This is a genomic window from Kitasatospora sp. NPDC029367 (assembly GCF_055569135.1).
Genome location: NZ_JBVHYH010000106.1, coordinates 1 through 23,536, shown reverse-complemented (window position 1 = coordinate 23,536; position 23,536 = coordinate 1). Strand labels below are relative to the sequence as shown.

At 74.0% G+C, this 23,536-nt stretch carries 19 protein-coding genes; 11 read left to right on the top strand and 8 right to left on the bottom strand.

Annotated features, from left to right (window positions below):
• Positions 1-140: 140 nt before the first annotated feature.
• Positions 141-1,667: a TolB family protein gene (locus ACZ4W5_RS35550; RefSeq protein WP_465659239.1), complete on the bottom strand. Its 1,527-nt coding sequence runs from the start codon at positions 1,665-1,667 to the stop codon at positions 141-143.
• A gap of 240 nt (positions 1,668-1,907) precedes the next feature.
• On the opposite strand from ACZ4W5_RS35550, the gene ACZ4W5_RS35545 reads away from it, so the two are divergent.
• From ACZ4W5_RS35545 to ACZ4W5_RS35530, 4 genes are all read left to right on the top strand, one after another.
• Positions 1,908-2,423 (top strand): DinB family protein, encoded by a 516-nt coding sequence (locus ACZ4W5_RS35545; protein ID WP_360230419.1) that lies wholly within the window; start codon positions 1,908-1,910, stop codon positions 2,421-2,423.
• A gap of 269 nt (positions 2,424-2,692) precedes the next feature.
• Positions 2,693-3,085, top strand: a complete 393-nt coding sequence (locus tag ACZ4W5_RS35540; RefSeq protein ID WP_360230417.1) for a cell division protein SepF — start codon at positions 2,693-2,695, stop codon at positions 3,083-3,085.
• Positions 3,086-3,245: 160 nt separating this feature from the next.
• Positions 3,246-3,911 (top strand): TetR/AcrR family transcriptional regulator, encoded by a 666-nt coding sequence (locus ACZ4W5_RS35535; RefSeq protein ID WP_465659236.1) that lies wholly within the window; start codon positions 3,246-3,248, stop codon positions 3,909-3,911.
• Positions 3,908-5,518 (top strand): MFS transporter, encoded by a 1,611-nt coding sequence (locus tag ACZ4W5_RS35530; protein ID WP_465659234.1) that lies wholly within the window; start codon positions 3,908-3,910, stop codon positions 5,516-5,518. The genes ACZ4W5_RS35535 and ACZ4W5_RS35530 overlap by 4 nt, the downstream gene beginning before the upstream one ends.
• A 63-nt stretch (positions 5,519-5,581) precedes the next feature.
• On the opposite strand, the gene ACZ4W5_RS35525 is transcribed toward ACZ4W5_RS35530, so the two are convergent.
• The 3 genes from ACZ4W5_RS35525 to ACZ4W5_RS35515 form a co-directional block, all read right to left on the bottom strand.
• The gene (locus ACZ4W5_RS35525) at positions 5,582-8,047 is read right to left on the bottom strand and encodes a SpoIIE family protein phosphatase (RefSeq protein WP_360230411.1); all 2,466 of its coding nucleotides are present in this window, start codon (positions 8,045-8,047) and stop codon (positions 5,582-5,584) included.
• Between the two features lie 145 nt (positions 8,048-8,192).
• On the bottom strand, positions 8,193-8,813 hold the full coding sequence (locus tag ACZ4W5_RS35520; protein ID WP_360230409.1) for a TetR/AcrR family transcriptional regulator: 621 nt from the start codon (positions 8,811-8,813) through the stop codon (positions 8,193-8,195).
• A 125-nt stretch (positions 8,814-8,938) separates the two neighbouring features.
• Positions 8,939-10,525, bottom strand: a complete 1,587-nt coding sequence (locus ACZ4W5_RS35515) for a 4-coumarate--CoA ligase family protein (RefSeq protein WP_465659232.1) — start codon at positions 10,523-10,525, stop codon at positions 8,939-8,941.
• 221 nt (positions 10,526-10,746) lie between these two features.
• On the opposite strand from ACZ4W5_RS35515, the gene ACZ4W5_RS35510 reads away from it, so the two are divergent.
• Complete coding sequence (locus tag ACZ4W5_RS35510; protein WP_465659230.1) at positions 10,747-11,481, top strand: hypothetical protein; 735 nt, start codon at positions 10,747-10,749, stop codon at positions 11,479-11,481.
• Positions 11,468-12,160, top strand: a complete 693-nt coding sequence (locus ACZ4W5_RS35505; RefSeq protein ID WP_465659228.1) for a class F sortase — start codon at positions 11,468-11,470, stop codon at positions 12,158-12,160. Before ACZ4W5_RS35510 ends, ACZ4W5_RS35505 begins: the two co-directional genes overlap by 14 nt.
• Positions 12,161-12,245: 85 nt before the next feature.
• Here the strand turns inward: ACZ4W5_RS35505 and ACZ4W5_RS35500 are convergent, their stop codons facing one another.
• From ACZ4W5_RS35500 to ACZ4W5_RS35485, 4 genes are read right to left on the bottom strand one after another with little or no spacing between them, the layout of a single operon-like run.
• A complete protein-coding gene (locus tag ACZ4W5_RS35500; protein WP_465659226.1) occupies positions 12,246-13,418 on the bottom strand; it encodes an acyl-CoA dehydrogenase family protein in 1,173 nt (390 codons plus the stop codon).
• Between the two features lie 37 nt (positions 13,419-13,455).
• A complete protein-coding gene (locus ACZ4W5_RS35495) occupies positions 13,456-15,438 on the bottom strand; it encodes an acetyl/propionyl/methylcrotonyl-CoA carboxylase subunit alpha (protein WP_465659224.1) in 1,983 nt (660 codons plus the stop codon).
• An 8-nt stretch (positions 15,439-15,446) separates the two neighbouring features.
• Positions 15,447-17,045, bottom strand: coding sequence for an acyl-CoA carboxylase subunit beta (locus ACZ4W5_RS35490; RefSeq protein ID WP_465659222.1), 1,599 nt, complete (start codon positions 17,043-17,045; stop codon positions 15,447-15,449).
• The gene (locus ACZ4W5_RS35485; protein WP_465659221.1) at positions 17,042-18,745 is read right to left on the bottom strand and encodes an acyclic terpene utilization AtuA family protein; all 1,704 of its coding nucleotides are present in this window, start codon (positions 18,743-18,745) and stop codon (positions 17,042-17,044) included. The genes ACZ4W5_RS35490 and ACZ4W5_RS35485 overlap by 4 nt, the downstream gene beginning before the upstream one ends.
• 351 nt (positions 18,746-19,096) lie before the next feature.
• Here ACZ4W5_RS35485 and ACZ4W5_RS35480 point away from each other — a divergent pair, with 351 nt between their 5' ends.
• The 5 genes from ACZ4W5_RS35480 to ACZ4W5_RS35460 all read left to right on the top strand — a co-directional run bounded on the left by ACZ4W5_RS35480 (position 19,097) and on the right by ACZ4W5_RS35460 (position 23,427).
• The gene (locus tag ACZ4W5_RS35480) at positions 19,097-20,632 is read left to right on the top strand and encodes a hypothetical protein (RefSeq protein WP_465659219.1); all 1,536 of its coding nucleotides are present in this window, start codon (positions 19,097-19,099) and stop codon (positions 20,630-20,632) included.
• A 91-nt stretch (positions 20,633-20,723) separates the two neighbouring features.
• Positions 20,724-21,227, top strand: a complete 504-nt coding sequence (locus ACZ4W5_RS35475; RefSeq protein ID WP_465659217.1) for an N-acetyltransferase — start codon at positions 20,724-20,726, stop codon at positions 21,225-21,227.
• Positions 21,220-21,990, top strand: a complete 771-nt coding sequence (locus tag ACZ4W5_RS35470; protein ID WP_465659215.1) for a class I SAM-dependent methyltransferase — start codon at positions 21,220-21,222, stop codon at positions 21,988-21,990. The genes ACZ4W5_RS35475 and ACZ4W5_RS35470 overlap by 8 nt, the downstream gene beginning before the upstream one ends.
• A gap of 88 nt (positions 21,991-22,078) precedes the next feature.
• Positions 22,079-22,825, top strand: coding sequence for a class I SAM-dependent methyltransferase (locus tag ACZ4W5_RS35465; protein ID WP_465659213.1), 747 nt, complete (start codon positions 22,079-22,081; stop codon positions 22,823-22,825).
• 188 nt (positions 22,826-23,013) lie between these two features.
• Positions 23,014-23,427, top strand: coding sequence for a VOC family protein (locus ACZ4W5_RS35460; protein WP_360243878.1), 414 nt, complete (start codon positions 23,014-23,016; stop codon positions 23,425-23,427).
• Positions 23,428-23,536: the final 109 nt, after the last annotated feature.

Sequence of the window (23,536 nt, the reverse complement as noted above, 5' to 3'; positions counted from 1 at the left end):
GGGAAAAAAAGCAACAGAACAAACACCACCGCCACCAGCGCCACCGATGAACCCACAAGGGCCTTTCCGCCCCGGACGACCTAACCCGCGCAGGGGGGGGGGGGGCCCCCCCCCCGCGGCGTCCCGGTCAGCCGTCCCGGTCAGTCGTCCTGGTCCTCGCCCTGGTCGTCGCCGTCGCCCGCCCGGGTGCCGGTGGGCCGGGCGAAGGCCTGGTGGGCCTCGGCCGCCGGGGCGTCGGTGCCGGGGACCAGGTTGCCGCTGGTCGAGTCGAACACCACGGTGTTCCCGGCGGCGGACACGAACGGGGCGTTGGACGAGCCGTTGCCGGGCGAGCCGTCCGGCGCGGTGGTGACCCGCTCGGTGCGGCCGGTGCGCAGGTCCTGGCGGTAGACGTCCCAGCCCGGGTGTTGGGGGCCCGGCACCAGGTTGTCGGCGGCGGAGTCGAAGTAGAGCCAGCGGTTGTCGGCGGTGATCGAGCCGTGCCCGGAGGAGCCGACCGAGGTGGTCCCGGGCAGGCCGCCGCTCACCTTCCGCACGGCGCCCGTCCGCAGGTCCCGCACGTGCAGCACGGTGTGGTACCGGTGGCCGCCGGTGGAACCGCCGGGCTCGGGCAGGGAGTAGACGGCGTACCGGCCGTCCGGGCTGACGGTGGCGTCGAAGTCCGCGTCGGCGAGCTTGCCGTCGGTGTCGTAGCTGGCGGGCGTGAGCCTCCCGGAGGCCGCGTCCCAGGTGTAGTAGACGGCGGTGGTCGGCCGGGCCAGGGCCAGCTCCGGCGCCACGCCGGGGGCGGCAGGGGCGGTGGGAGCCGCCGGGGCGGGGGTCGGCCCGGCCGGCAGCAGCTCGGAGAGCGAGCCGAAGCCGACGGTGCGTCCGTTCGCGCTGATGGTCGGGCGGAAGGAGGTGCTCTCACCCGGCTTGCCGGCCGTGTCCCGGGAGATCAGCCGGGTGGTGTGGGTGCGGCGGTCGGTGAGGTAGACGTTGATCTTCCAGGTGTACGGCCTGGCCAGCGAGGGCGCGGGCGCGGCCCCGGGTGCGGGGTCCACCACGGTCGGGTCGAGGTCCGTCCGGGAGGACACGTAGACCACGTACCGGCCGTCGGCGCTGATCTGCGGCGCGTAGGAGGCGTGGAACTGGTCGGTGTCGGTGGCCGTGAGCCCGCCGCTGACCAGCTCGGTGCGGCCGGTCCGGCGGTCCCGGAGGTACACCTCGGTGCGGCCCTTGACCTGCATGCCGGGCACCACGTTGTCGGCGTTGCTCTCGAAGGCGACGTAGCGGCCGTCGGCGTTGATCGCGGCCTGGTCGGTCCAGCCGTTCAGCGCCTCGCCCGAGTCGGAGAGGTTGACCCGCTCGGTGCGGCCGGTGCGCAGGTTCCGTACGTAGGCGTCGCGCCCGCCGACGGTGGGCTGGGGCACCAGGTTCTTGGCCCAGGAGGTGAACAGGGCGTAGCGGCCGTCCGCGCTGACGCCCTGGCTCCAGGACTGGTCGTCGGGGGCGGCGCCGTTCACCCCGGTGCTGATCCGGACGGTGCCGCGCAGCGCCGGGTCGGCCTGGGCGGGGGCGGCGGTGACGGCGAGTGCGACGGCGGCCGCCAGCACGCTGCCGGCGCCCAGCAGCCGGCGGTCACGGGTGGTCCGGGTGGCCCGGGTGGTACGGGTGGTACGGGTCATGAGCTCAGTCCCCTCTGTTCGCCCGGCCGGGCTCCCTCCCGGCGGCGGGCTCTCGACCGAGCCAATCGGCCGGGAGGCCCGGCGGTCAACGGCCCGCGGTGAGGTCGGCGGAAAATCCACCAACGAGCCCGCGCCGCAGGGCAGCAGGCCGACACCGTCCCGCCCGATGCCGTTCCCCTCCCCCACCCGCCGCCGACAATTCGCTCGCACCGGCGGGCCGTCGGCGACCAGGATGTCGGCATGACCGAACTCACCCCGCGGGTGGACCCGCCGATGGCCGCCGACGAGGCCGCCATGCTCACCTCCTGGCTCGACTACCACCGCAGCACGCTCGCCCTGAAATGCGCGGGTCTGACCGACGACCAGTTGCGGCTGCGCTCCGTCCCGCCGTCCTCGCTCTCGCTGCTCGGCCTGGTCCGGCACATGGCCGAGGTGGAACGGCACTGGTTCCAGGGCGTCCTGCTGGGCGCGGAGGTCGCCACCGGCCACTACTGGACCGAGGCGGACCCGGACGGCGACTTCGACAACGTGGCCACCGCCGACGTCGCGGCGGACTTCGCCACCTGGCGCGCCGAGATCGAGGCCGCCCGCCGGGCCGCGGCCGGTCTGCCGCTGGACACCGTCGGCAAGCGGCCGCGCCACGGCCAGGAGGTGACGCTCCGCTGGATCCTGGTGCACATGATCGAGGAGTACGCGCGACACAACGGTCACGCGGATTTGTTGCGCGAACTGGTGGACGGTTCGACCGGCGAGTGAAATCGTTTCCGCATTGTTGACAGAAGGTCAATTGGGCGGTGACCGCTACCGATATGGTCTACGCGCGCAACCGTACGGCGCCGTGCCGCGTCGCTCTCTTTGCCCGGGTCCGCCCGGGTTTCCGGCACGGCGCGACTCTTACGGGGGCCGCGAACGGGCACGGGACCGGTGAACAGTGCGATACTCGGACAGTTCCGTCGAGTGGATGACGTGTCAAGAAGGACACTCACCCCCGGGGGACCAGACGGGACGAGGCAGGGAGGCGCGGCATGGGAGCACTTCGCGACGAGCACCACAACGGGTGGCTGATGCCCTCCGGGAACTACCCGGCCGCGGTGTACGACGACGAGTGGGTGGATCAGGAGACGGTGCCGGCCGTCCCCGCGCCCGCGAAGATCGTCTCCCTGCGGCCGACGGGCTTCGAGGCGGCCCGTACGGTCGGTGAGCACATCCGGGCCTCCATCCCCGTGGTGATGGACCTCACCGAGATGGACGAGGCCGAGGCCAAGCGCATGGTCGACTTCGCCTCCGGGCTGATCTTCGGCACCCGGGGCGGCATCGAGCGGATCGCCCGCCGGGTCTTCCTGCTCACCCCGGCGGACGTCGAGGTGATGGTGATCGACCGGCCGATCGACGACACCGGGTTCTACAACCAGAGCTGAGCGCAGCGGAGCGGGCCGTTTCGGCCCACCTCCACCCCGACCGGGGACGGCACCCGCCGCCCCCGGTTTTTGCTGCCCATCGGCCGGTCGCCGACCTCGCAGTTGAGATCCTCGCGGTAAAAGTGAGACACGGATGTCTCACTTGCCCTAGACTCGTTGCATGGCCACCGACCGCGACACCGTTCTGGAAGCCGCCGTCGGCGTGCTGTCCCGCCGCCCCACCGCCCACCTGGACGAGATCGCCCGCGCCGCGGGCATCAGCCGGGCCACCCTGCACCGGCTGTTCCCCGGCCGCGACGCGCTGATCCGCGAGGTCGGCCTGCGCGGCCTGCAGCGCTTCGCCGCCGCCCTGGACACCGCCGCCACCGAGCAGGGCGACGCCCAGGCCGCGCTGCGCCGCCTGGTGGACGCCGCCGTCCCGGACGCCATGCTCTGCGCCTTCCTGGCCGGCGAGAACCAGCTCTACGACCACGCCGACATCAACGACCTCTGGGAGGTCCAGATCGACCGGCTGCACGCGCTCTTCCTGCGCGGGCAGCGCGAGGGCGTCTTCCGGATCGAGCTGAGCGCCGCCTGGCTGAGCGAGGCCTTCTTCGACCTGGTGGCCGGCATCGGCTGGGCCATCCAGGACGGCCGGCTCGCCCCGCGCGACGCCGCCTTCTCGCTCGCCGAGCTCTTCCTCGGCGGCGCGCTGCGCCGACCGGAGGCCCCTGCACCCGTCGCCACGCCCGTCGCCACCGCCCCCGTCGCCACCACCCCCGTCGCCACCCCCGTCGCGACGACCCACAGCACCTCGGACCGGAAACCGGAAACCGATACACCATGAGCACCCCCGCCCCGACCACCCGCCAGCGCTGGACCGGCCTCGCCGTCCTGGTGCTGGCCGTCACCGTGGTCGCCCTCGACGCGACCGTGCTGTCCCTCGCCATTCCGTCCATCAGCGAGACGCTGCGCCCCAGCGGCACCCAGCTGCTCTGGATCGGCGACTCCTACTCCTTCGTACTGGCCGGCCTGCTGGTCAGCATGGGTGCCCTGAGCGACCGGATCGGCCGCAAGAAGCTGCTGCTGACGGGTGCCGCCGCCTTCGGCGCGGCCTCCCTGCTGGCCGCGTACGCGCCGGGCCCGGGCTGGCTGATCCTGGCCCGCGCGCTGCTCGGCGTCGCCGGGGCGACGATCATGCCCTCCACGCTGTCGCTGATCCGCAGCCTCTTCCCGGACGACCGGGAGCGGGCCACCGCGATCGGCATCTGGGGCGCGGCCGCCACGGCCGGTGCCGCGCTCGGGCCGGTGGTCGGCGGGCTGCTGTTGGAGCACTTCTGGTGGGGCTCGGTGTTCCTGCTGAACATCCCGGTGCTGCTCCTGCTGCTGGTGCTCGGCGCCTGGCTGCTGCCGGAGTCCAGGGACCCGGAGCCGGGCCGCTGGGACGTGCTGAGCGTCGGGCTGTCGATGGCCGGGGTGATCGGCATGGTCTACGCGATCAAGGAGGCCGCCGCGCACGGCGTGGCCCGCTGGGACGTCCCGGTCACCTTCCTGCTCGGCGCCGCCGCGCTCACCCTGTTCGTCCGCCGCCAGCTGCGGCTGGAGACCCCGCTGCTGGACGTCCGGCTGTTCCGCGACCGGCGGTTCACCGCCGCCGTCACGGCCTCGCTGATCTCCCTGGTCGGCCTGTCCGGCGTGATCTTCGTGGTCTCCCAGTACCTCCAGCTGGTGCGCGGCTACGAGCCGCTCCAGGCGGGCCTGGCGGAGCTGCCGGCCTTCGCCGGCTCGGTGGCGGGCGGGCTGCTCACCGCCCGGATCGCCCGGCGCTTCGGCGCGCGCAAGGCGCTGACCGTCAGCCTGCTGGCGATGGGCCTGGCGGCGGGCGCGCTGGGCTGGTTCCAGCAGGACACCACCTACCTGGTGCTGGCGGTCTCCTTCCTGGTCACCGGCACCGCGGAGGGCGTGGTCTACACCCTCGGCGCCGACCTGGTGCTGACCGCCGCGGCCGCCGACAAGGCCGGGGCCGCCTCGGCGGTCTCCGAGACCGCGTACGAGCTGGGCACCGCGCTCGGCATCGCACTGGTCGGCTCGGTGGTCGGCTCGATCTACGCGAACGGGCTGTCCGTCCCGGCCGGGGCCTCCCCGGAGGTCGCCGCCCGGGCCGGGGAGTCGCTGGGCGCGGCCGTGGAGACGGCGGACGGGCTGTCGCCGGACCTCGCCCAGCCGCTGCTGGCGAGCGCCAGGGACGCCTTCGTGCACGGCATGAACAGCGCCGGGCTGCTGGCCGGGGTGCTGCTGGTCGGCGCGGGCCTGCTGGCCTGGCTGCTGCTGCGCGGGCTGTCCGCCCCGACGGCGGCCGAGCCGGTCACCGCCAGGGCGGTCGCCGCCGGGCCGGAGACGGCGGAGAACGCCGAGAACGCGGAGCACGCGGTCAAGCCGCACGTGCCCGCGTGAGGAAGCGCGAGAACGGTCGTTCCCCGTTACGGGAACGACCGTTCTCGCGCGTTCGGGCAGCGCCTAGGAGACCCCGAAGGGCAGCTCCAGCTCGGCCCAGACCACCTTGCCGTCCCGGGTCAGCCGGCTGCCCCAGCGCTGGGCGAGTTCGCTGACCAGGAACATCCCGCGCCCGCCCTCGTCCTGCTCCGCGAAGGGGCGCAGCTGCGGGGTCGCGCCGCCGGCGTCGGAGACCTCGACGGTGAGCACCCGGTCGCGGAACAGCCGCAGCCGGCGCGGTGCCTCGGCGTGCAGCAGGGCGTTCGTGACCAGTTCGCTGACCAGCAGTTCGGCGTAGTCGGAGACCGCGGTCAGGCCCCAGGCGTCCAGGGTGGCCCGGGTGAAGCGGCGGGCCTTGCCGGGGAGCTTGCCGCCGCCGGTGAGCGGCAGGGTGGCGATCCGGTCGGCGGGCACCGGCAGCGCCCGGGCCATGATCATCGCGATGTCGTCCTCGGTGCCGTCGGTGACCAGGGCGCCGATCACCGCGTCGCAGCTCTCCTCCAACGTCCGGCCGGGCCCGGCCAGGGTGCGGGCCAGCAGGTCGATGCCGTGGTCCAGGTCCTGGCCGCGCCGTTCCACCAGTCCGTCGGTGTAGAGGGCGAGCAGGGTGCCCTCCGGGAGGGTGAAGCCGATGGACTCGAAGGCGACCCCGCCGACGCCCAGCGGGACGCCGGGCGGCACCTCGATCCGGCGGGCGGTGCCGTCGGTGCCGACCCAGACCGGCGGCAGGTGCCCGGCCGAGGCGACCTGGACGGTGCGCTCCAGCGGATCGTAGACGGCGCAGATGCAGGTGGCGAACTGGCCCTCGCCGATCCCCGAGGCGGTCTCGTCCAGCCGAGTGAGCACCTGCTCGGGCGGCATGTCCAGGGTGGCCAGGGTGCGGGCGACGGTGCGCAGCTGGCCCATGGTGGCGGCGGCCCGGATGCCGTGGCCCATCACGTCGCCGACCACCAGGGCGACCCGCCCGCAGGAGAGCGGCACCACGTCGAACCAGTCGCCGCCGACCTCGCTGACCACGCTGCTGGGCAGGTAGCGGTAGGCGATCTCCAGGCCGAGGGTGCGGTGGATCTCCTGCGGCAGCAGGCTGCGCTGGAGGGTGAGGGCGGTCTCCCGCTCCCGGCGGTAGAGCCGGGCGTTGTCCAGGGCCAGGGCGGTGCGGGCGACGAGTTCCTCGGCGAGCGCGACGTCGGCGTCGTTGAACGGCTCGGGGTTGCGCATCCGGATGAACTCGGAGCCGCCGAGGACCATGCCCCGGGCGGTGATCGGCACCATCAGGTACGAGTGGATGCCGGCGGCCATCCCGGGAGCGACCCGGTCCTCGCTGGAGACCAGGCCGCGCAGCACCTCCTCGTCCACGTGGGCGCGCAGCAGCGGCCGCCCGCTGCGCAGGCACTGGGTGTAGCTGCGGTCGGGGGCGTACTCGGAGGTCTCGCCGACGACGTCCACGGCGTGCGCCAGGCCGGTGTCGTAGTTCTCGCCGACCGCGACGGCGCGCAGGGTGACGGAGCGGTCGGAGGGGATCGGGGTGGGCTCGGCCCCGCGCAGCACCGGTTCCAGCAGGTCGACGGTGGCGAAGTCGGCGAACCGGGGGACGACCGCCTCGATGAGTTCCTCGGCGGTGCGCTGGAGGTCGAGGGTGGTGCCGATCCGGGCGGTGGCCTCGGCGATGGTGGCGAGCCGTTCCTGGGCCCGGGCGGCCCGGGCCTCGGCCTGGAAGCGTTCGGTGACGTCGATGATCGAGGAGCAGACGCCGAAGACCCGGCCGGTGGAGTCCTCCAGCCGGAAGTAGGAGGCGGACCAGGCGCGGTCCCGCTTGGGGTCGCCCGGGACGCGGCCGTGCGAGCGGGCGTCCACCACGGGCTTGCCGGTCTTGAGGACCTGTCTCATGGTCTGTTCGATCTCGGCGGTGTTGATGCCGGGCAGGACGGCGGATATCCGGCGGCCGAGGTGGGCGGCGGCCGGGACGCCGTTCATCCGGGCCAGCGCCTCGTTGATCCGGACGTAGCGCAGGTCGCAGTCGTAGACGGCCATGCCGATCGGGGAGCGGCCGAAGACGCCGTCCAGCACCGCGAGGTCGGCCTCGATGGCGTGCAGGGCCTGGGTGTCGGAGGCGGTGGCGAGCAGCAGCAGGGTGCCGGCCGGTCCGGCGATCGGGTAGGTGCGGAACTCCAGCTCCACCCGGTGGCCGTCGCGGTGGCGGACCGGGAAGACGAAGGAGGCGCCGCTGCCGGACATGATCCGCTGGAACAGGCCGAGCACCGCGGGCCGGTCGGTCTCGTCGGTGAGCAGCCGCGCGGCGTAGCTGCCGACGGCCTCCTCGGCGGAGTAGCCGAGCAGCGCCTCGGCGTCCTCGCTCCAGTGCAGGATCAGGCCGTCGCTCTGCAGCAGGGCCGTGGCGAGCGGGACGAGGCGGTGACCCTCCGGACGTACGGGATCGCCGCTCGGCGCGGGGCCGGCGGCGGCGGTCGCGTCGCACTCGTGTCCGTGCATTCAGGCAGCACCCCGGTTCGGCTCGTTCCCGGCCGGGCGGGCCTCGCGGTCGGTGCCGGCCGGGGTTCTTCTCCAGACTGCACGGACATCGGCCGCCCGGCGACCCCTTGGTCGGGGGCCGTCCGGTCGCTCGGTTGTACGGGCGTCATGGGCGTACCGGCCGCAGCGTACTCTCCAGAACGCCTGCCCACTGCCGGATCACTCCGGAACGTCGAAGGCTGTCGTCGGTGAGCAGATTGGCCAGGCCGAGTCCGCGGGCGAGGTCGAGGGTGGCCTGCACCGATTCGCGCACGCCCGGGCGGGTCTCGTCGGCGTCCAGGAACTCCACGGCGGCCCGGTGGGCCTCCCGGCCGACGTGGCCCTCCAGCGCGACGATCCGCTCGCGCAGCCCGTCCTCGGTGGCGGCGGCGGTCCACAGGTGCAGGGCGGCCCGGAACAGCGGGCCGGTGTAGAGGCGGACGATCAGGTCGACCACGGCCCGGGTCCGGTCGGGGCCGGCGGCCGGCAGCTCGTCCGCGTGGGCGCGGACGGCCGCCAGCCGCTCGGCGGTGACGTGCTCGACGGCCGCGGTGAAGAGGTCCTCGCGGGTCGGGAAGTGGTGCTGGGCGGCGCCCCGGGAGACGCCGGCCCGTTCGGCGACCACGGTGACGGTGGAGCCCTGCCAGCCGAGCTCGGCCAGGCAGTCCACGGCGGCCGCGAGCAACCGGGCCCTGGTCGCTCGGCTGCGGTCCTGCTGGGGGGTGCGGACGGCGGGGTGGCTGGTCATGGCGGGTGGCGGTTCCTGTGTCGATGGGGTCTGTTCCGGTCGGGGCGCGGCGGGTCGGGGCGCCGCGGGTCGATCCTCACAGACGGGCCGCGCCCGCCGGCCGCCCGGGTCCTGGTCGGCGGGTCTCAGCGGGCGGCCTCGCGGGCGCGCAGTTCGCGGCGGAGGATCTTGCCGGCCGCGGACTTGGGGACGGCGTCCACGAACTCCACCGCGCGCACCTTCTTGTAGGGGGCGACGTGCCCGGCCACGTACCCGGTGACCTCCTCCGCGGTGAGCTCGCTGCCGGGGGCACGGACCACGAAGGCCTTGGGGCACTCCGTCCCGTCGGCGTCCCGGACGCCGATCACGGCGGCGTCGGCGATCTGCGGGTGGCCGAGCAGGACGGCCTCCAGCTCGGCGGGGGCGACCTGGTACCCCTTGTACTTGATCAGCTCCTTGACCCGGTCGACGACGAACAGGTAGCCGCGCCCGTCCACGTAGCCGATGTCGCCGGTGTGCAGCCAGCCCTCGGCGTCCACCATGGCGGCGGTGTCGGAGGGGCGGCCGAAGTAGCCCTTCATCACCTGGGGGCCGCGGATCAGCAGCTCGCCCGGCTCCCCCGGCCCGAGGTCCGCGCCGGAGCCGTCCAGGGCGATGACCCGCAGTTCGGTGGAGGGGACCATCCGGCCGACCGAGCCGGGCACCGGGTCGCGCTCCGTCGGGGAGACGACGTGGGTGACCGGGGACAGCTCGGTCATCCCGTAGCCCTGGAGCAGGTGCGGCAGGCCCAGGCGGCGGGCGCAGGCCTCGGCGAGATCGTGGTCCAGCGGGGCGGCCGCGCACAGCAGGTACTCGACCGAGGAGAGGTCGAAGTCGGCCACCACCGGGTGCTTGGCCAGCGCGAGCACGATCGGCGGCGCGACCACCAGGCCCTGCACCCGGTGCCGCTCGACCGCACCGCAGAACTGCTCCAGGTCGAAGCGGGGCAGCACGACCACGGTGGCGCCGCACCGCAGCGGCTGGTTGAGCAGGGCCGTCAGCCCGTAGATGTGGAAGAACGGGAGCACCGCGAGCACCCGTTCGCCGACGGAGGGGCGGTAGAGGGCGTCGGTCTGGGCCAGGTTGGTGGCCATCGAGCGGTGGGTGAGCATCACCCCCTTGGGCAGTCCGGTGGTGCCGCTGGAGTACGGCAGCACGGCGACGTCCTCGCCCGGGTCGATCGCGGGCTCCGGGGCGGGGCCGGTGGCGGCCAGCAGGTCGGCGAGCGAGCGGTGGCCCTCGGCGCCGTCCAGCACGATGACCTCGACCGGCGGGCGGCCGTCGGCGGCCAGCAGCTCGGCGGCGGCGCGGGCGGTCGCCAGGAACGGGGAGACGGTGATCAGGCAGCGGGCGGCGCTGTCCGCGAGCTGGCCGGCCAGCTCGCGGGCGGTGCTGAGGGAGGACACCGTGGTCACGGTGGCACCGGCCCGGCTGGCGCCGTAGTAGGCCATCGGGTAGCTGACCGAGTTGGGGCTGAACAGGGCCACCACGTCGCCCTTGCCCACCCCCGTCTCCGCCAGTCCGGCGGCGACCCGCTCGACGGAGGCGGCCAGCCGCGCGTAGCTGACCTGCTCCCCGGTGAGGCCGTCGATCAGGGCCGGCCGGTCGCCGTACTCGGCGGCGGCGGCGAGCACCGCGTCATGGATCGGCAGGTCGACGACGGGGACGTCCGGGAACTCGCTACGGAACACCAAGGCATGCCTCCAGCAAGGAAGTTGATGCAGCAACCAAATCGGCGAGCGGGTGGTACGGGGCGCGTTCAGGAGCATACGGACAGTGCGGGGCGGGACTGGGCCATTGTGGGGAACCGGGGCCGGGGCAGGCGTGGCGCAGTTGCTCCGGAGGGCGCTCGATCGGACGGTGTGCTCCTCGGCCGCCCGCCCGGGTGCGGCCCCCCGGAACCTGGAGCGCCCCTGTGAGATCGACCTCCGTCCCCGTGCCGTCCGCCTCCCTGCCGTCCGCCCGTCGTCTGCTCGCCGCCGCCGGCGTCTCGGTCGTGCTCGCCCTGGGCGGAGCCCCGGCCGCACTGGCCGCGCCGGGCGACAACGGCGACGTCAAGGTGCACGACAGCACCACCGCGGTGAGTGACACCCGCGACGACCCCAAGGTCTGCCGCTTCTACTTCGACGCCTTCAACTTCGACACCATCCAGGAGGTCAACTGGACGGTCCATCAGCAGCCGCCGACCGGCACCGCCCAGGTGCTGGCCGGGTCGATCGTCCTGGTCGGCGGCACCGGGCACACCGGCGACTTCACCCTCCCGGACGGGCACTACAAGCTCGAATGGACGTTCGTCGGTGAGAACGGCGCGGCGAAGCAGAAGGTCTTCGACGTCTCCTGCGCCACCTCGTCACCGTCCCCGTCCCCGTCTCCGTCCTCGTCACCCTCGCCCTCCTCCTCGCCGTCGCCGTCCGCGTCACCCAGCAGCTCGCCCTCGCACTCGCCCTCGGTCTCGCCCAGCCACTCGCCCAGCCACTCGCCCAGCCACTCGCCCGGCGGCGGCCCGCACGGCGGGGTGGGCACCGGTGGCGGCGGCACCTCCGGGACCGACACCGCCGAGGTGCTCGGCGGCCTCGCGCTGGTCCTCGGCGCCGGCGGACTGGGCGTCCGCGCGATGCGCCGCCGCTCCGGGCGCAATGCCGAGTCCTGACCGCGCCACCCGCGCGCCGCGCGGCGGCTCCGGCCCCTGGCGGGCCGGGGTCGCCGCGCTCGCGTTGGCGGCGTGCGGCGCCTGGCTGGTGCACGACGGCTCCACCGGCCGAAACGGGCCGCCGCTGCCGCCGGCCCCCGCCGCCGTGCCCGCCGCCCCGGCACCCGCGGCGCCGTCGGCGACCGCCCGGCCGAGCCCGGGGCCGCCCGCCCACCCACCGCTGCCGGCCTCGGTGCCGACCCGGGTCCGGATCCCCTCGATCAAGGTCGACGCCCCGGTCACCGGCCTCGGGCTGACCGCCGCCCAGCAGCTGAACACCCCGCCGATGGACCAGCGCAACCTGGCCGGCTGGTACCGGGACGGCACCACACCCGGCGCCGCCGGGAACGCGCTCGTCGTCGGCCACGCCGACAACCACACCGGACCGGCCGTCTTCTACCGGCTCGGTCTGCTGCGCCCCGGCGACACCGTCGAGGTGGCCCGCAAGGACCGGCGCACCGCGGTGTTCACCGTGGACGAGGTCCGGGTCTTCCCCAAGCAGGGCTTCCCGGACGCCCTGGTCTACGGCCCCACCGAGCGGGCCGAGCTGCGGCTGATCACCTGCGGCGGGAAGTTCGACCGGCGCACCGGGTACGAGGCCAACACGGTGGTGTTCGCGCACCTGACCGGCGTGCGGTGACGACGGCGCGCTGCGGTGGCGGCCGCGCGCCCCTCCGTGCCGACGCTCGCCAGGACTGCTCGGCAGGGCTGCTCGGTAGGACTGCTCAGTACGACTTGGGCAGGCCCAGGGTGTGCTGGGCGACGAAGTTGAGCACCATCTCCCGGCTCACCGGGGCGACCCGGCCGACCCGGGTGGCGGCCAGCAGCGCGCCCAGGCCGTACTCCTGGGTGAGGCCGTTGCCGCCCAGGGTCTGCACCGCCTGGTCGACGGTGCGGGCGGCGGCCTCCCCGGCCGCGTACTTGGCCATGTTGGCGGCCTCCCCGGCGGCCAGGTCCTCGCCCGCGTCGTAGAGCAGCCCCGCCTTCTGGGTCATCAGCCGGGCCAGCTCGATCTCCACCGCGCACTGGGCCAGCGGGTGCGCCAGGCCCTGGTGGGCGCCGATCGGGGTGGACCAGACGGTGCGGGTCTTCGCGTACTCCACCGCCTTGCCGAGCGCCTGCCGGGCCAGCCCGAGGGAGAAGGCGGCGGTCAGGATGCGCTCCGGGTTGAGGCCCGCGAACAGCTGGAGCAGGCCCGCGTTCTCGTCGCCCACCAGGGCGTCGGCGGGCAGCCGGACGTCGTCCAGGAAGACCTGGAACTGCTTCTCGGGGGCGACCAGCTCCATCGGGATCGCCCGGTACTCGAAGCCGGGGGTGTCCCGGGGGACGACGAACAGACAGGGCTTGAGCTTGCCCGTACGGGCGTCCTCGGTGCGGGCCACGAAGAGCACGGCGTCGGAGTGGTCGATGCCGGAGACGAAGACCTTGCGGCCGGTCAGCAGCCAGTCCTCGCCGTCCCGGCGGGCGACCGTGGAGATCCGGTGCGAGTTGCTGCCCGCGTCCGGCTCGGTGATGCCGAAGGCCATCTTGCGGCTGCCGTCGGCCAGTCCGGGCAGCCAGCGCCGCTTCTGCTCCTCGGTGCCGTACCGGGCTATCACCGTGCCGCAGATCGCCGGGGAGACGATCAGCAGCAGCAACGGGCAGCCCGCGGTGCCGAGTTCCTCCAGGACGATGGCGAGGTCGCTGATGCCGCCGCCCCCGCCGCCGTACTCGGCGGGCAGGTTGACGCCCAGGTAGCCGGCCTTGCCGGCCTCCGCCCACAGCTCCTCGGCGGGCTCGCCGGCCCGGGCCTTGGCCAGGTAGTAGGCGGAGCCGTAGCGGCGGCCGAGGTCGCCGACGGCCTTGCGCAGGGCGGTGCGTTCGGGGGTTTCGAGGAGCTGACTGCCGATGGCCGACATGCGTGGTCCTTCCGCGGTGCGGGTGGTCGGGCGGTACTCAGGCTTCTTCGGGGGACTTGACGACGGCGAGCAGGGCGCCGAGCCGGACCTGCTGGCCCGGGGTGACGCGCAGTTCCACCAGGGTGCCGTCGGCCGGGGCGGTGACGCGGTGCTCCATCTTCATCGCCTCCAGCACCAGCAGCGGCTGGCCGGCTGCCACGGTGTCGCCGACGGCGGCGGTGGTGCGCAGGACGGTGCCGGGCATCGGGGCGAGCAGGGCGCCCGGGTCGCTCTGGGCGGTGGGGTCGGGGAAGCGCGGCAGCACGGTGAGCGCGGTGCTGCCGGTCGGGGAGTCGACGTACACCTGGTCCCCGTAGCGGGCCACCTCGTAGCGTCGCTGCACCTCGCCCTCGCGCAGCAGGACGAACCCGGCCCCGGCCTCGACGAGTTCGACGTCCGGGTGGTCCACGGCCTCCAGGCCGCCCCTGGTCCGGCGGTAGCGGACCTCCAACTCGCCGCCGCCGGAGGCCCGGTAGCGCTTGGACTGGGGCTGGGAGGGCAGGTTGCGCCAGCCGGACGGCAGCGCCGTGCCGCGCTCGGCCGCGTCGGCCAGGGCGGCGGCCAGGGCGGCCCGCCCGGCGCCCCCGGCCTCGGGGGCGAGCAGCTCGGCCGCGTGCTCGGCCAGGAAGCCGGTGTGCAGCCGCCCGGCCAGGAAGGCCGGGTGCCGCAGCGCGCGGACCAGCAACTCCCGGTTGGTGGACGGCCCGTGGATCCTGGCCCGGGCCAGCGCGTCGGCCAGCTTCCGGGCGGCGGCGGCCCGGGTCGGCGCCCGGACGATCACCTTGGCGAGCATCGCGTCGTAGTGCGGGCTGATCTCGCTGCCGGCCTCCACCCCGGAGTCCAGCCGCAGTTCGGAGTCGATCCGGAGTCCGGAGTCCAGCCGCGCCCCGGAGTCCAGCCGCAGTCCGGTGCCGCCGAACTCGTGGTGCTCCGAGGTCAGTTCGAGGCGGTGCAGGGTGCCGGTCGCGGGCTGCCAGTCCTTGGCCGGGTCCTCGGCGTACAGCCGGGCCTCGATCGCGTGGCCGGTGCTCGGCGGCGGCCCGCCCGCGGGGAGCTCCTCGCCCTCGGCCACGGCGAGTTGGAGCGCGACCAGGTCCAGGCCGGTGACCGCCTCGGTGACCGGGTGCTCGACCTGGAGCCGGGTGTTCATCTCCAGGAAGTAGAACCGGCCGTCCCCGGTGAGCAGGAACTCGGCGGTGCCGGCGCCGACGTAGCCGATCGCCCGGGCGGCGTCCGCGGCCGCGGCGTGCAACGCGGCCCGCACCTGCGGCGGCAGGCCGGGGGCCGGGGCCTCCTCGATCACCTTCTGGTGCCGCCGCTGCAGGGAGCAGTCGCGGTCGCCCACCGCCCACACCGTGCCGTGGGCGTCGGCCAGCAGCTGCACCTCCACGTGCCGGCCGCTGGGCAGGTAGCGCTCGCAGAACACCTCGTCCGAGCCGAAGGCCTTGGCCGCCTCGGCCCGGGCCGCCGCCAGCTCGGCGGGCAGGTCCGCCAGCCGTTCGACCACCCGCATGCCGCGGCCGCCGCCGCCCGCCGCGGCCTTCACCAGCACCGGCAGGTCGGCCTCGGTCGGCTCGGCCAGCGCGCCCAGCACCGGCACCCCGGCCTCGGCCATCAGGCGCTTGGCGGCCGTCTTGGAGCCCATCGCGGCGATCGCGGCCGGTGGCGGGCCGACCCACAGCAGGCCGGCGTCCAGCACGGCCCGGGCGAACTCCGCGCTCTCCGACAGGAATCCGTACCCCGGGTGGACGGCGTCCGCCCCCGCCCGCAGCGCGGCCCGGACGATCAGCTCGCCGCGCAGGTAGGTGTCCGCGGGCGCGGCGCCGGGCAGCCGCACGGCCGCGTCCGCCTCCCGTACGTGCGGGGCCCCGGCGTCCGGGTCCGAGTGGACGGCCGTGGTCGCGATGCCGAGCTCCCGGCAGGTGCGGAACACCCGGCGGGCGATCTCGCCGCGGTTGGCGACCAGCAGGTTGGTGATCATCTGACCTCTCACATCCGGAAGACGCCGTAGCCACGCGCGCCCTCGACCGGCGCGTTGTGGATCGCGGACAGACACAGGCCCAGCACCGTACGGGTGTCGCGCGGGTCGATCACGCCGTCGTCGTACAGCCGGCCGGACAGGAAGACCGGCAGCGACTCCGCCTCGATTTGCTGCTCGACCATCGCCCGGATCGCCGCGTCCGCGTCCTCGTCGTACGGCTGCCCCTTCGCCGCGGCCGACCGGCGGGCCACGATCGAGAGCACCCCGGCGAGCTGCTGCGGGCCCATCACCGCGGACTTGGCGCTCGGCCAGGAGAACAGGAAGCGCGGCTCGTAGGCCCGGCCGCACATGCCGTAGTGGCCCGCCCCGTAGGAGGCGCCGAGCAGTACCGACAGGTGCGGGACCTTGGAGTTCGAGACGGCGTTGATCATCATCGCGCCGTGCTTGATGATGCCGCCCTGCTCGTAGTCCCGGCCGACCATGTAGCCGGTGGTGTTGTGCAGGAACAGCAGCGGGGTGTTCCGCTGGTTCGCCAACTGGATGAACTGGGCGGCCTTCTGGGACTCCGCGCTGAACAGCACCCCCTGGGCGTTGGCCAGGACGCCCACCGGGTAGCCGTGCAGCCGGGCCCAGCCGGTGGCCAGGCTGGTGCCGTACAGCGGCTTGAACTCGTCGAAGTCGGAGCCGTCGACGATCCGGGCGATCACCTCGCGCGGGTCGAAGGGCACCTTGAGGTCGCCCGGGACGATGCCCAGCAGCTCCTCCTCGTCGTACTTCGGCGGCTCGGCGGCGCTGTCCGGGTCCGGGCCCGGCTTGCGGTGCTCCAGCCGGGCGACGATCCGGCGGGCGATCCGCAGCGCGTCCGCCTCGTCCACCGCGAAGTGGTCGGCCAGGCCGGAGCTGCGGGCGTGCATCTCGGCGCCGCCCAGCGACTCGTCGTCGGCCTCCTCGCCGGTCGCCATCCTCACCAGCGGCGGGCCGCCGAGGAACACCTTGGCGCGCTCCTTGACCAGCACGGTGTGGTCCGACATCCCCGGCACGTAGGCGCCGCCGGCCGTCGAGTTGCCGAACACCACGGCCACGGTGGGGATCCCGGCCGCCGAGAGCCTGGTCAGGTCGCGGAACAGGGCGCCGCCCGGGATGAAGATCTCCTTCTGGCTGGGCAGGTCCGCCCCGCCGGACTCGACCAGGTTCACCAAGGGAAGCCGGTTCTGCAGCGCGATCTCGTTGGCCCGCAGGGCCTTCCGCAGCGTCCACGGGTTGCTGGCGCCGCCGCGCACCGTCGGGTCGTTGGCGGTGATCACGCACTCCACGCCCTCGATCACCCCGATGCCGGTGACCAGCGCGGCGCCCACCGGGTGGTCACTGCCCCAGGCCGCCAGCGGGGAGAGCTCCAGGAACGGCGAGTCCTGGTCCACCAGCAGCTCGATCCGCTCCCGGGCCAGCAGCTTGCCCCGCCTGCGGTGGCGCTCCACGTACTTGGGGCCGCCGCCGGCCAGCGCCTTGGCGTGCTCGGCGTCCAGCTCCGCCAGCTTGGCGACCATCGCGGCACGGTGCTCCGCGTACTCGGGCCCGGCCGGGTCGACGCGGGTGGGCAGGACGGTCACAGCAGGGCCTCCGGAATGTCGAGGTGGCGCGAACGCAGCCACTCCCCCAGGGCCTTCGCCTGCGGGTCGAAGCGGTGCTGGGCGGCGACGCCCTCGCCGAGCAGGCCGGTGAGGGTGAAGTTGACGGCCCTGAGGTTCGGCAGCAGGTGCCGGGCGGCGGGCAGGTCGGCGGTCTCGGGGAGCAGTTCGCGCAGCCGGTCGACGGTGAGGGTGTGCGCCAGCCAGCGCCAGGCGTCCTCGGTGCGGGCCCAGACGCCCAGATTGGCGTCGCCGCCCTTGTCGCCGCTGCGGGCGCCGAGCACCCGGCCGAGCGGGGCGCGGCGGGTCGGGCCCGGGGGCGGGGATGCGGGCAACTCGTGCTCCACGGCGGCCACTTGGCCGGTGACGGGGGCGGGCGGGACGGCGATCCGGCGACCGTCCGGCAGGACGGCGGTGTGCTCGACCAGCGCGGCGTCCACGTACGCGGCGGTGAACACCCCGTACGGGGCGCCCGGGCCGGGCGGGGCGGTGAGGTGGAAGCCCGGGTACCCGGCGAGGCCCAACTCCACGGCGGCCTTGCCGAGTTCACGGCCGACCTTGGCCGGATCCCGGTCCCGGGCGGTCAGCCGGAGCAGGGCGGACGCGGCCTCCTCGGTGTCGGCGTCCGGGTGGTCGGTGCGGGCGAGGGTCCAGCGCAGCTCGGCCGGACGGGCCTCGGGCGGCAGGGCGGCGGCGAACTGCCGTCGCACCAGGGCGACCTTGGCCTCGATGTCCAGGCCGGTCAGCACGAAGACCACCTCGTTGCGGTGGCCGCCCAGCCGGTTCAGGCCGACCTTGAGGGTCGGCGGCGGGGCCTCGCCGCGCACGCCGTCGATCCGCACCCGGTCCGGGCCCTCCTCGGTGAGCCGCACGGAGTCCAGCCGGGCGGTCACGTCGGGGCCGAGGTAGTGCGCTCCGCCGGTCTCGTACAGGAGTTGGGCGGTGACCGTGCCGATCGTGACGGCCCCGCCCGTCCCGGGGTGCTTGGTGATCACGCTGGAGCCGTCGGCGTGCAGTTCGGCCAGCGGGAAGCCCGGGCGGTCCACGTCGTGCTCGCCGAAGAAGGCGTAGTTGCCGCCGGTCGCCTGCGCCCCGCACTCCAGCACGTGCCCGGCCACCACCGCCCCGGCCATGGCGTCCAACTCGCCCGGGCCCCAACCGAAGTGGGCGATCGCCGGGCCGGCCACCAGTGCGGCGTCCGTCACCCGCCCGGCCACCACCACGTCCGCCCCCGCTCCGAGACAGGCGGCGATGCCGAACCCGCCCAGGTAGGCATTGGCGGCCAACAGGCCGTCGGGCAGGCCGAGTTCCTCACTGCGTGGCAGCAGGTCGTCACCCTCGACGTGGGCGACGGCGGTCGGCACGCCGAGGCGCTGCGCCAACTCCCGCAACCGCTCCGCGAGCCGGGCCGGATTGAGGCCCCCCGCGTTCACCACGATCCGGACGCCCCGGTCCCGGGCCAGGCCCAGGCACTCCTCCATCTGCCGCAGGAACGTCCGGGCGTACCCGAGCGACGGATCCCGCAGCCGGTCCCGCGCCAGGATCAGCATGGTCAACTCGGCGAGGTAGTCCCCGGTGAGCACGTCCAGCGGCCCACCCGTCAGCATCTCCCGCACCGCCGCGAACCGGTCCCCGTAGAACCCCGAGGCATTGCCGACCCGCAGCACCGATCCTCCGCGCACCAAAGCGCCTCCCCTACCGGCCTGTTGACGCCACCCGTCACGAGCGCCGTCGGGCAGCAGCGTGGCACCGGGCCGAGAAAAAAGCAATCATGCCTGCTTGTTTTTCCGCCGCACGGGAGCCTGCGCGCCGGCTTTCGGTTTCGGCCGCCGAAGGCTCTGTTCGGGCCAGTCATCCGGGAACGCGGCTCCCGGACCGCCCGCCGGGACGATGCTGTGGGTGCTGCCCCGCGTGGCCGCACGGCCACGGGGAGACGGCCCGCCCGACCGAGATACCCATCACCGCCAGCACCGAGCCTCGACTGCGCGCCTTCTGCCGCATCGTGTGAAGCGCCGGAGTAGGGAGTCCTGATCGTGCCGTCCTTGCTGAACTACGCCATCCTCACCGATCCCACCACGCTCTCGGCGTCGCAGCCCGGGGCACCGTCCGTGGGAACCGTTTACGTGATCGTCTCCAACACCCACCAGTCCCAGGTGCGGTGGGATTTCATCGACGTGGAGATACCGGTCGGCAACGGCCCCGACGACCTGACGGGCGACCCCACGGCGATCAGCGCGAGCATCGAGAAGGACTACACCGTCAACCGGGAGCCGGAACCGGCGTTCGACTGGGACAAGACGCTCGGCCGCTTCCGGGCGCACGACCCCTCCGGGGGGAGGCTGACCCTGCCGGACGCGGAGTCGCTGGTCCTGAAACTGGAGAACATCCCGGTCTCCGACCTGGCGGGGCTGGTCCGGCTGAAGATCCACGAGCGCTCCGGCGGCGGCGACGACAACCTCCCCGTGCGGCGGGCGACCTTCACCACCACGCTCGGGCTGGTGAAGCAGGCTCCGAGGACCCCCCGCAACTTCCGCCCGGAGCGGAGCTCCCTGGTCGACGTGGACGCGGGTCAGAACGTCGTACTGGCGTGGGAGGGGCCGGACAACCTCGACTACTGGATCCGCGATCCGCGCGGGAACGAGGTGCTCGTCCAGTCGGCGGCCCAGGGGCCGCAGGTGACCCAGCGGTCCTACACCTGGTCGCCCCCCGCCGCGCCGAGGCGGGGCACCACCTACACGCTCGTCGCCGGGACGACCACCGCCGCACAGCAGCACCAGGGGTACTTCCTCACCACCACGGTCCACGCGCTCGTCCCCGAGTACGACAGCGGGACGCGCACCCCGTGGGTCGAGCAGGCGCCGAGCAGGAGCCGGGTCGCCTTCTCCGCGACCGGGGTGGAGGTCCACGACGGGACCGGCGCCCCGGGATCCGTCCTGGCCGACAAGGTCGACGCGGACCGCGTGAACGCCAGGACGGTGCACGGCCGCGACGCCGGCGACGGATGGATCGACTTCCCGCAGGGCGGCGTGCACGTGCACAAGGAGGGCAAGCAGGACCGGGGGACGGTCTGGGCCGACCGGGCCGACGTGAACGGCGTGAAGACCGCGTGGGTGCAGGGGCCGGGCGACAGCGACGGGTGGATCGAGTTCCCGCCGAACGGGCTGAACGTGTTCCACGGCCAGGGAAGGGCCTGGGGGACGGTCTGGGCCGACCGGGCCGACCTGAACGGCGTGACCACGCACTGGGCGGAGGGACCGGACGGGAAGAAGAGCCGCATCGCCTTCACCGAAACGGGCGTGAAGATCACCGACCCCGAGAAGAAGCGGGGCACCGTGGTCGCCGGCGAGACCAACGTGCGCAGCGTGGTCACCCCCTGGGTGTCGGGGCCCCAGGCCGGAGCGGGATGGATCTCCTTCCCGAACGAAGGGGTGGACGTGCACCGGGACGGGGAGGTCTCCTTCGGGAGGATTCGCTACGCCTCGTACAAGGAGTCGCAGACGGTGAACGACCGCCCCGTGCACCGCAGGCTGCCCCCGTACGAGTGGCCGCCGCCGAAGTCCGGGGAGTGAGGCGGGACTTGTGGACCAGGCCAGGTCCCGCCCTGGCCGCGGGTGATTATCCGCTGGGTTCGCGGTCGGTTCGCGGGATAGCCTCGGCGGCATGACCTGGCTTCCTGCTGACTTCGTCCACCCCGTCCATGTGCCGCTGCTGGACGGGGCGTACCACCTGCGGCCGATCCGGGAGGCCGACGCGCCGATGGACTATCCGGCGGTGATGGGGTCGCGGGAGCGGCTGTTCGGGATGTTCGGGCCGGCCTGGGGGTGGCCGGCCGAGACGATGACGGCCGAGGCGAACCGGGTGGACCTGGCCCGGCACGAGCGGGAGATCGCCGCGCACCAGTCGTTCAACTACGTGCTGCTGGACGCGGCCGAGACGGCGGTGCACGGGTGCGTGTACATCGATCCGCCGGAGCGGGTCGGGGCGGACGGGGAGATCGCCTGGTGGGTGGTGGACGAGCTGGTCGGCGGCGAGGTGGAGCGGGCGCTGGACGCGCTGGTGCCGCGGTGGATCGCCACGGAGTGGCCGTTCCGGCAGCCGCGGTTCCTCGGGCGCGACCTCGGCTGGGAGGAGTGGCTGGCCCTGCCGGAGGCTCCGGGTGCCTGAGCGCGCGCTGAGTTTCGGGACGGTGGCGGCGGCCTACGAGCGCTACCGGCCGGGGTATCCGGCGGAGCTCTTCGACCTGGTCGCGGAGTACGCGGCGGAGCAGGCGGGCGGGCCGGTGCGGACGGCGCTGGAGATCGGGGCCGGAACGGGCAAGGCCACCCGGCTGTTCGCCGGTCGCGGCGTCGCCGTGACCGCGACCGAGCCGGACGCCGCCATGCTCGCCGAGCTGCGCCGGCACGCCCCGGGGAACGTCCGGACGGTGCGGGCCGCGTTCGAGGAGCTGCCGCCGGACGGCCCGTACGACCTGGTGTACGCGGCGGCGGCACTGCACTGGACCGACCCGGTGGGCCGGTGGCGGCGGGTGGCCGAACTGCTGCGCCCGGGCGGTGTGTTCGCCTGTTTCGGCGGGCCCGTCCAGCTGGCCGACCCCGAACTGGCGGAGGCCGTACGGGTGGTGCGGGCGCCGTTCCTGGCGAGCGATGACGTGCCGTCCCCGGACGGCACGCCGCCGGAGCGGGCGTTGCAGTGGCCGGGCACCGAGCTGCGCCGCTCCGAGTGGTTCGACCAGGTGCAACAGCTGGTGCTGCCACGGCTGTTGACGATGGCTGCGGAGGAGTACCTCGGCCATCTGTCGACGGTCTCGGCCTATCTGCTGCTGCCGGAGGACACCCGGGCGGAGGTGTTCCGCCGGATCCTGGCGGTGCTGCCGGAGCGGGTCGCACTGGAGGCGGACATCACCGTCCACCTCGCGCGGCGCCGCTGATTCGTGGCTTCCGCCAGTACGACGGCGCGTCAGGCTCCGCCAGACTTCCCAGCACAGCACAGGGCTGCGCACACGGGAGGACGACACGATGAGCGTGCAGCAGTACGACCTGATCGGTGAGGCGTTCGAGGGGTTCAAGGCACTGCCGCTGACCCGCTACGGCGAGGTGCCGAGCGTGCTCGGCCTGGTCGGGGACGTCCGTGGCAGGAGCGTCCTGGACCTCGCCTGCGGCACCGGCTTCTACAGCCGGGAGCTGCGCCGGCGCGGCGCGGCGGACGTGCTCGGGGTCGACATCTCCACCGAGATGGTCGCCGCCGCCCGGTCCTTCGAGGAGCGCGACCCGCTGGGGGTACGTTACGAGGTCGGCGACGTGGCCGAACTGCGGGAGCTGGAGCGGAAGTTCGACGTAGCCCTGGCGGTGCAGTGCCTCAACTACGCGGAGGACCGGGCCACCCTGGACCGGATGTGTCGCAGCATCCACCGCAGCCTGCTGCCGGGCGGGGAGCTCGTCGTCTTCGCCCAGAAGCCGGACTACGCCTTCGACTGCCTCACCCTGGAGCAGTACGGGTTCCGCTGCGAGCCGACCGGCGAGCAGGGTGAGATCGGACCGCGGGTGCGGGTCACCGCGCTCCTCGACCCCCGGCCGATCAGCATCCTCGGCACCGTCCCGCGCCGCGAGGTCTACGAGGAGGCGCTGCGGGCGGCCGGGTTCACCGGGCTGGAGTGGGTGCCGCTGCGGATCTCCGAGGAAGGCCTGCGCGAGTACGGCGAGGAGTTCTGGGCGGACGTGCTCGCCCACCCGCCGCTGGAGATGCTGCGCTGCCGCGCCGCCTGAGCAGCCGCGCGAGCCGCACGACCGAGCCCGACGGCCCGGCCCCCGGACACCGGTCCGCACGGGGGTCGGGCCGTCGGGCCGTCGGCTTGTCCGGGCCGTCGGGCCGTCCGGGCCCCGTCCAGGTCATCCGGGGAGGCGATCAGTTTTCGAGAAGCGCCCGCCCGGGGACCGCGCCTAGCGTTGCAGTCATGAACGACATCAGCATTCACTGGACCTTCCTCCCCCACACCGACCCGGAGGCCTCGCTGGCCTTCTACCGCGACCTGCTCGGCTTCGAGGTCCGCAAGGACGTCGGCGGCGGCCCGATGCGGTGGATCACCGTCGGGCCCGCCGACCAGCCCGACGTGTCGCTGGTGCTCGAGCCGCCGTTCGCGGACCCGGGCATCACCGAGGACGAGCGGCGTACCATCACCGAGATGATGGCCAAGGGGACGTACGCGCGGGTGGTGCTCGCCACCGCCGACCTGGACGCGGTGTTCGACCGGTTGAAGTCCGGCGGCGCCGAGCTCGTCCAGGAGCCGACCCTGCAGCCGTACGGCATCCGCGACTGCGCCTTCCGCGACCCGGCGGGCAACATGGTCCGCTTCAACGAAGTCCGCTGACCCCTCCCCGGGGGAGGGGGGGGGGGGGGGGGGGGGGGGGGGGGGGGGGGGGGGGGGGGGGGGGGGGGAAAACACGAGGACTACAAGAAGAAAAAAGGCAAGACAGCGC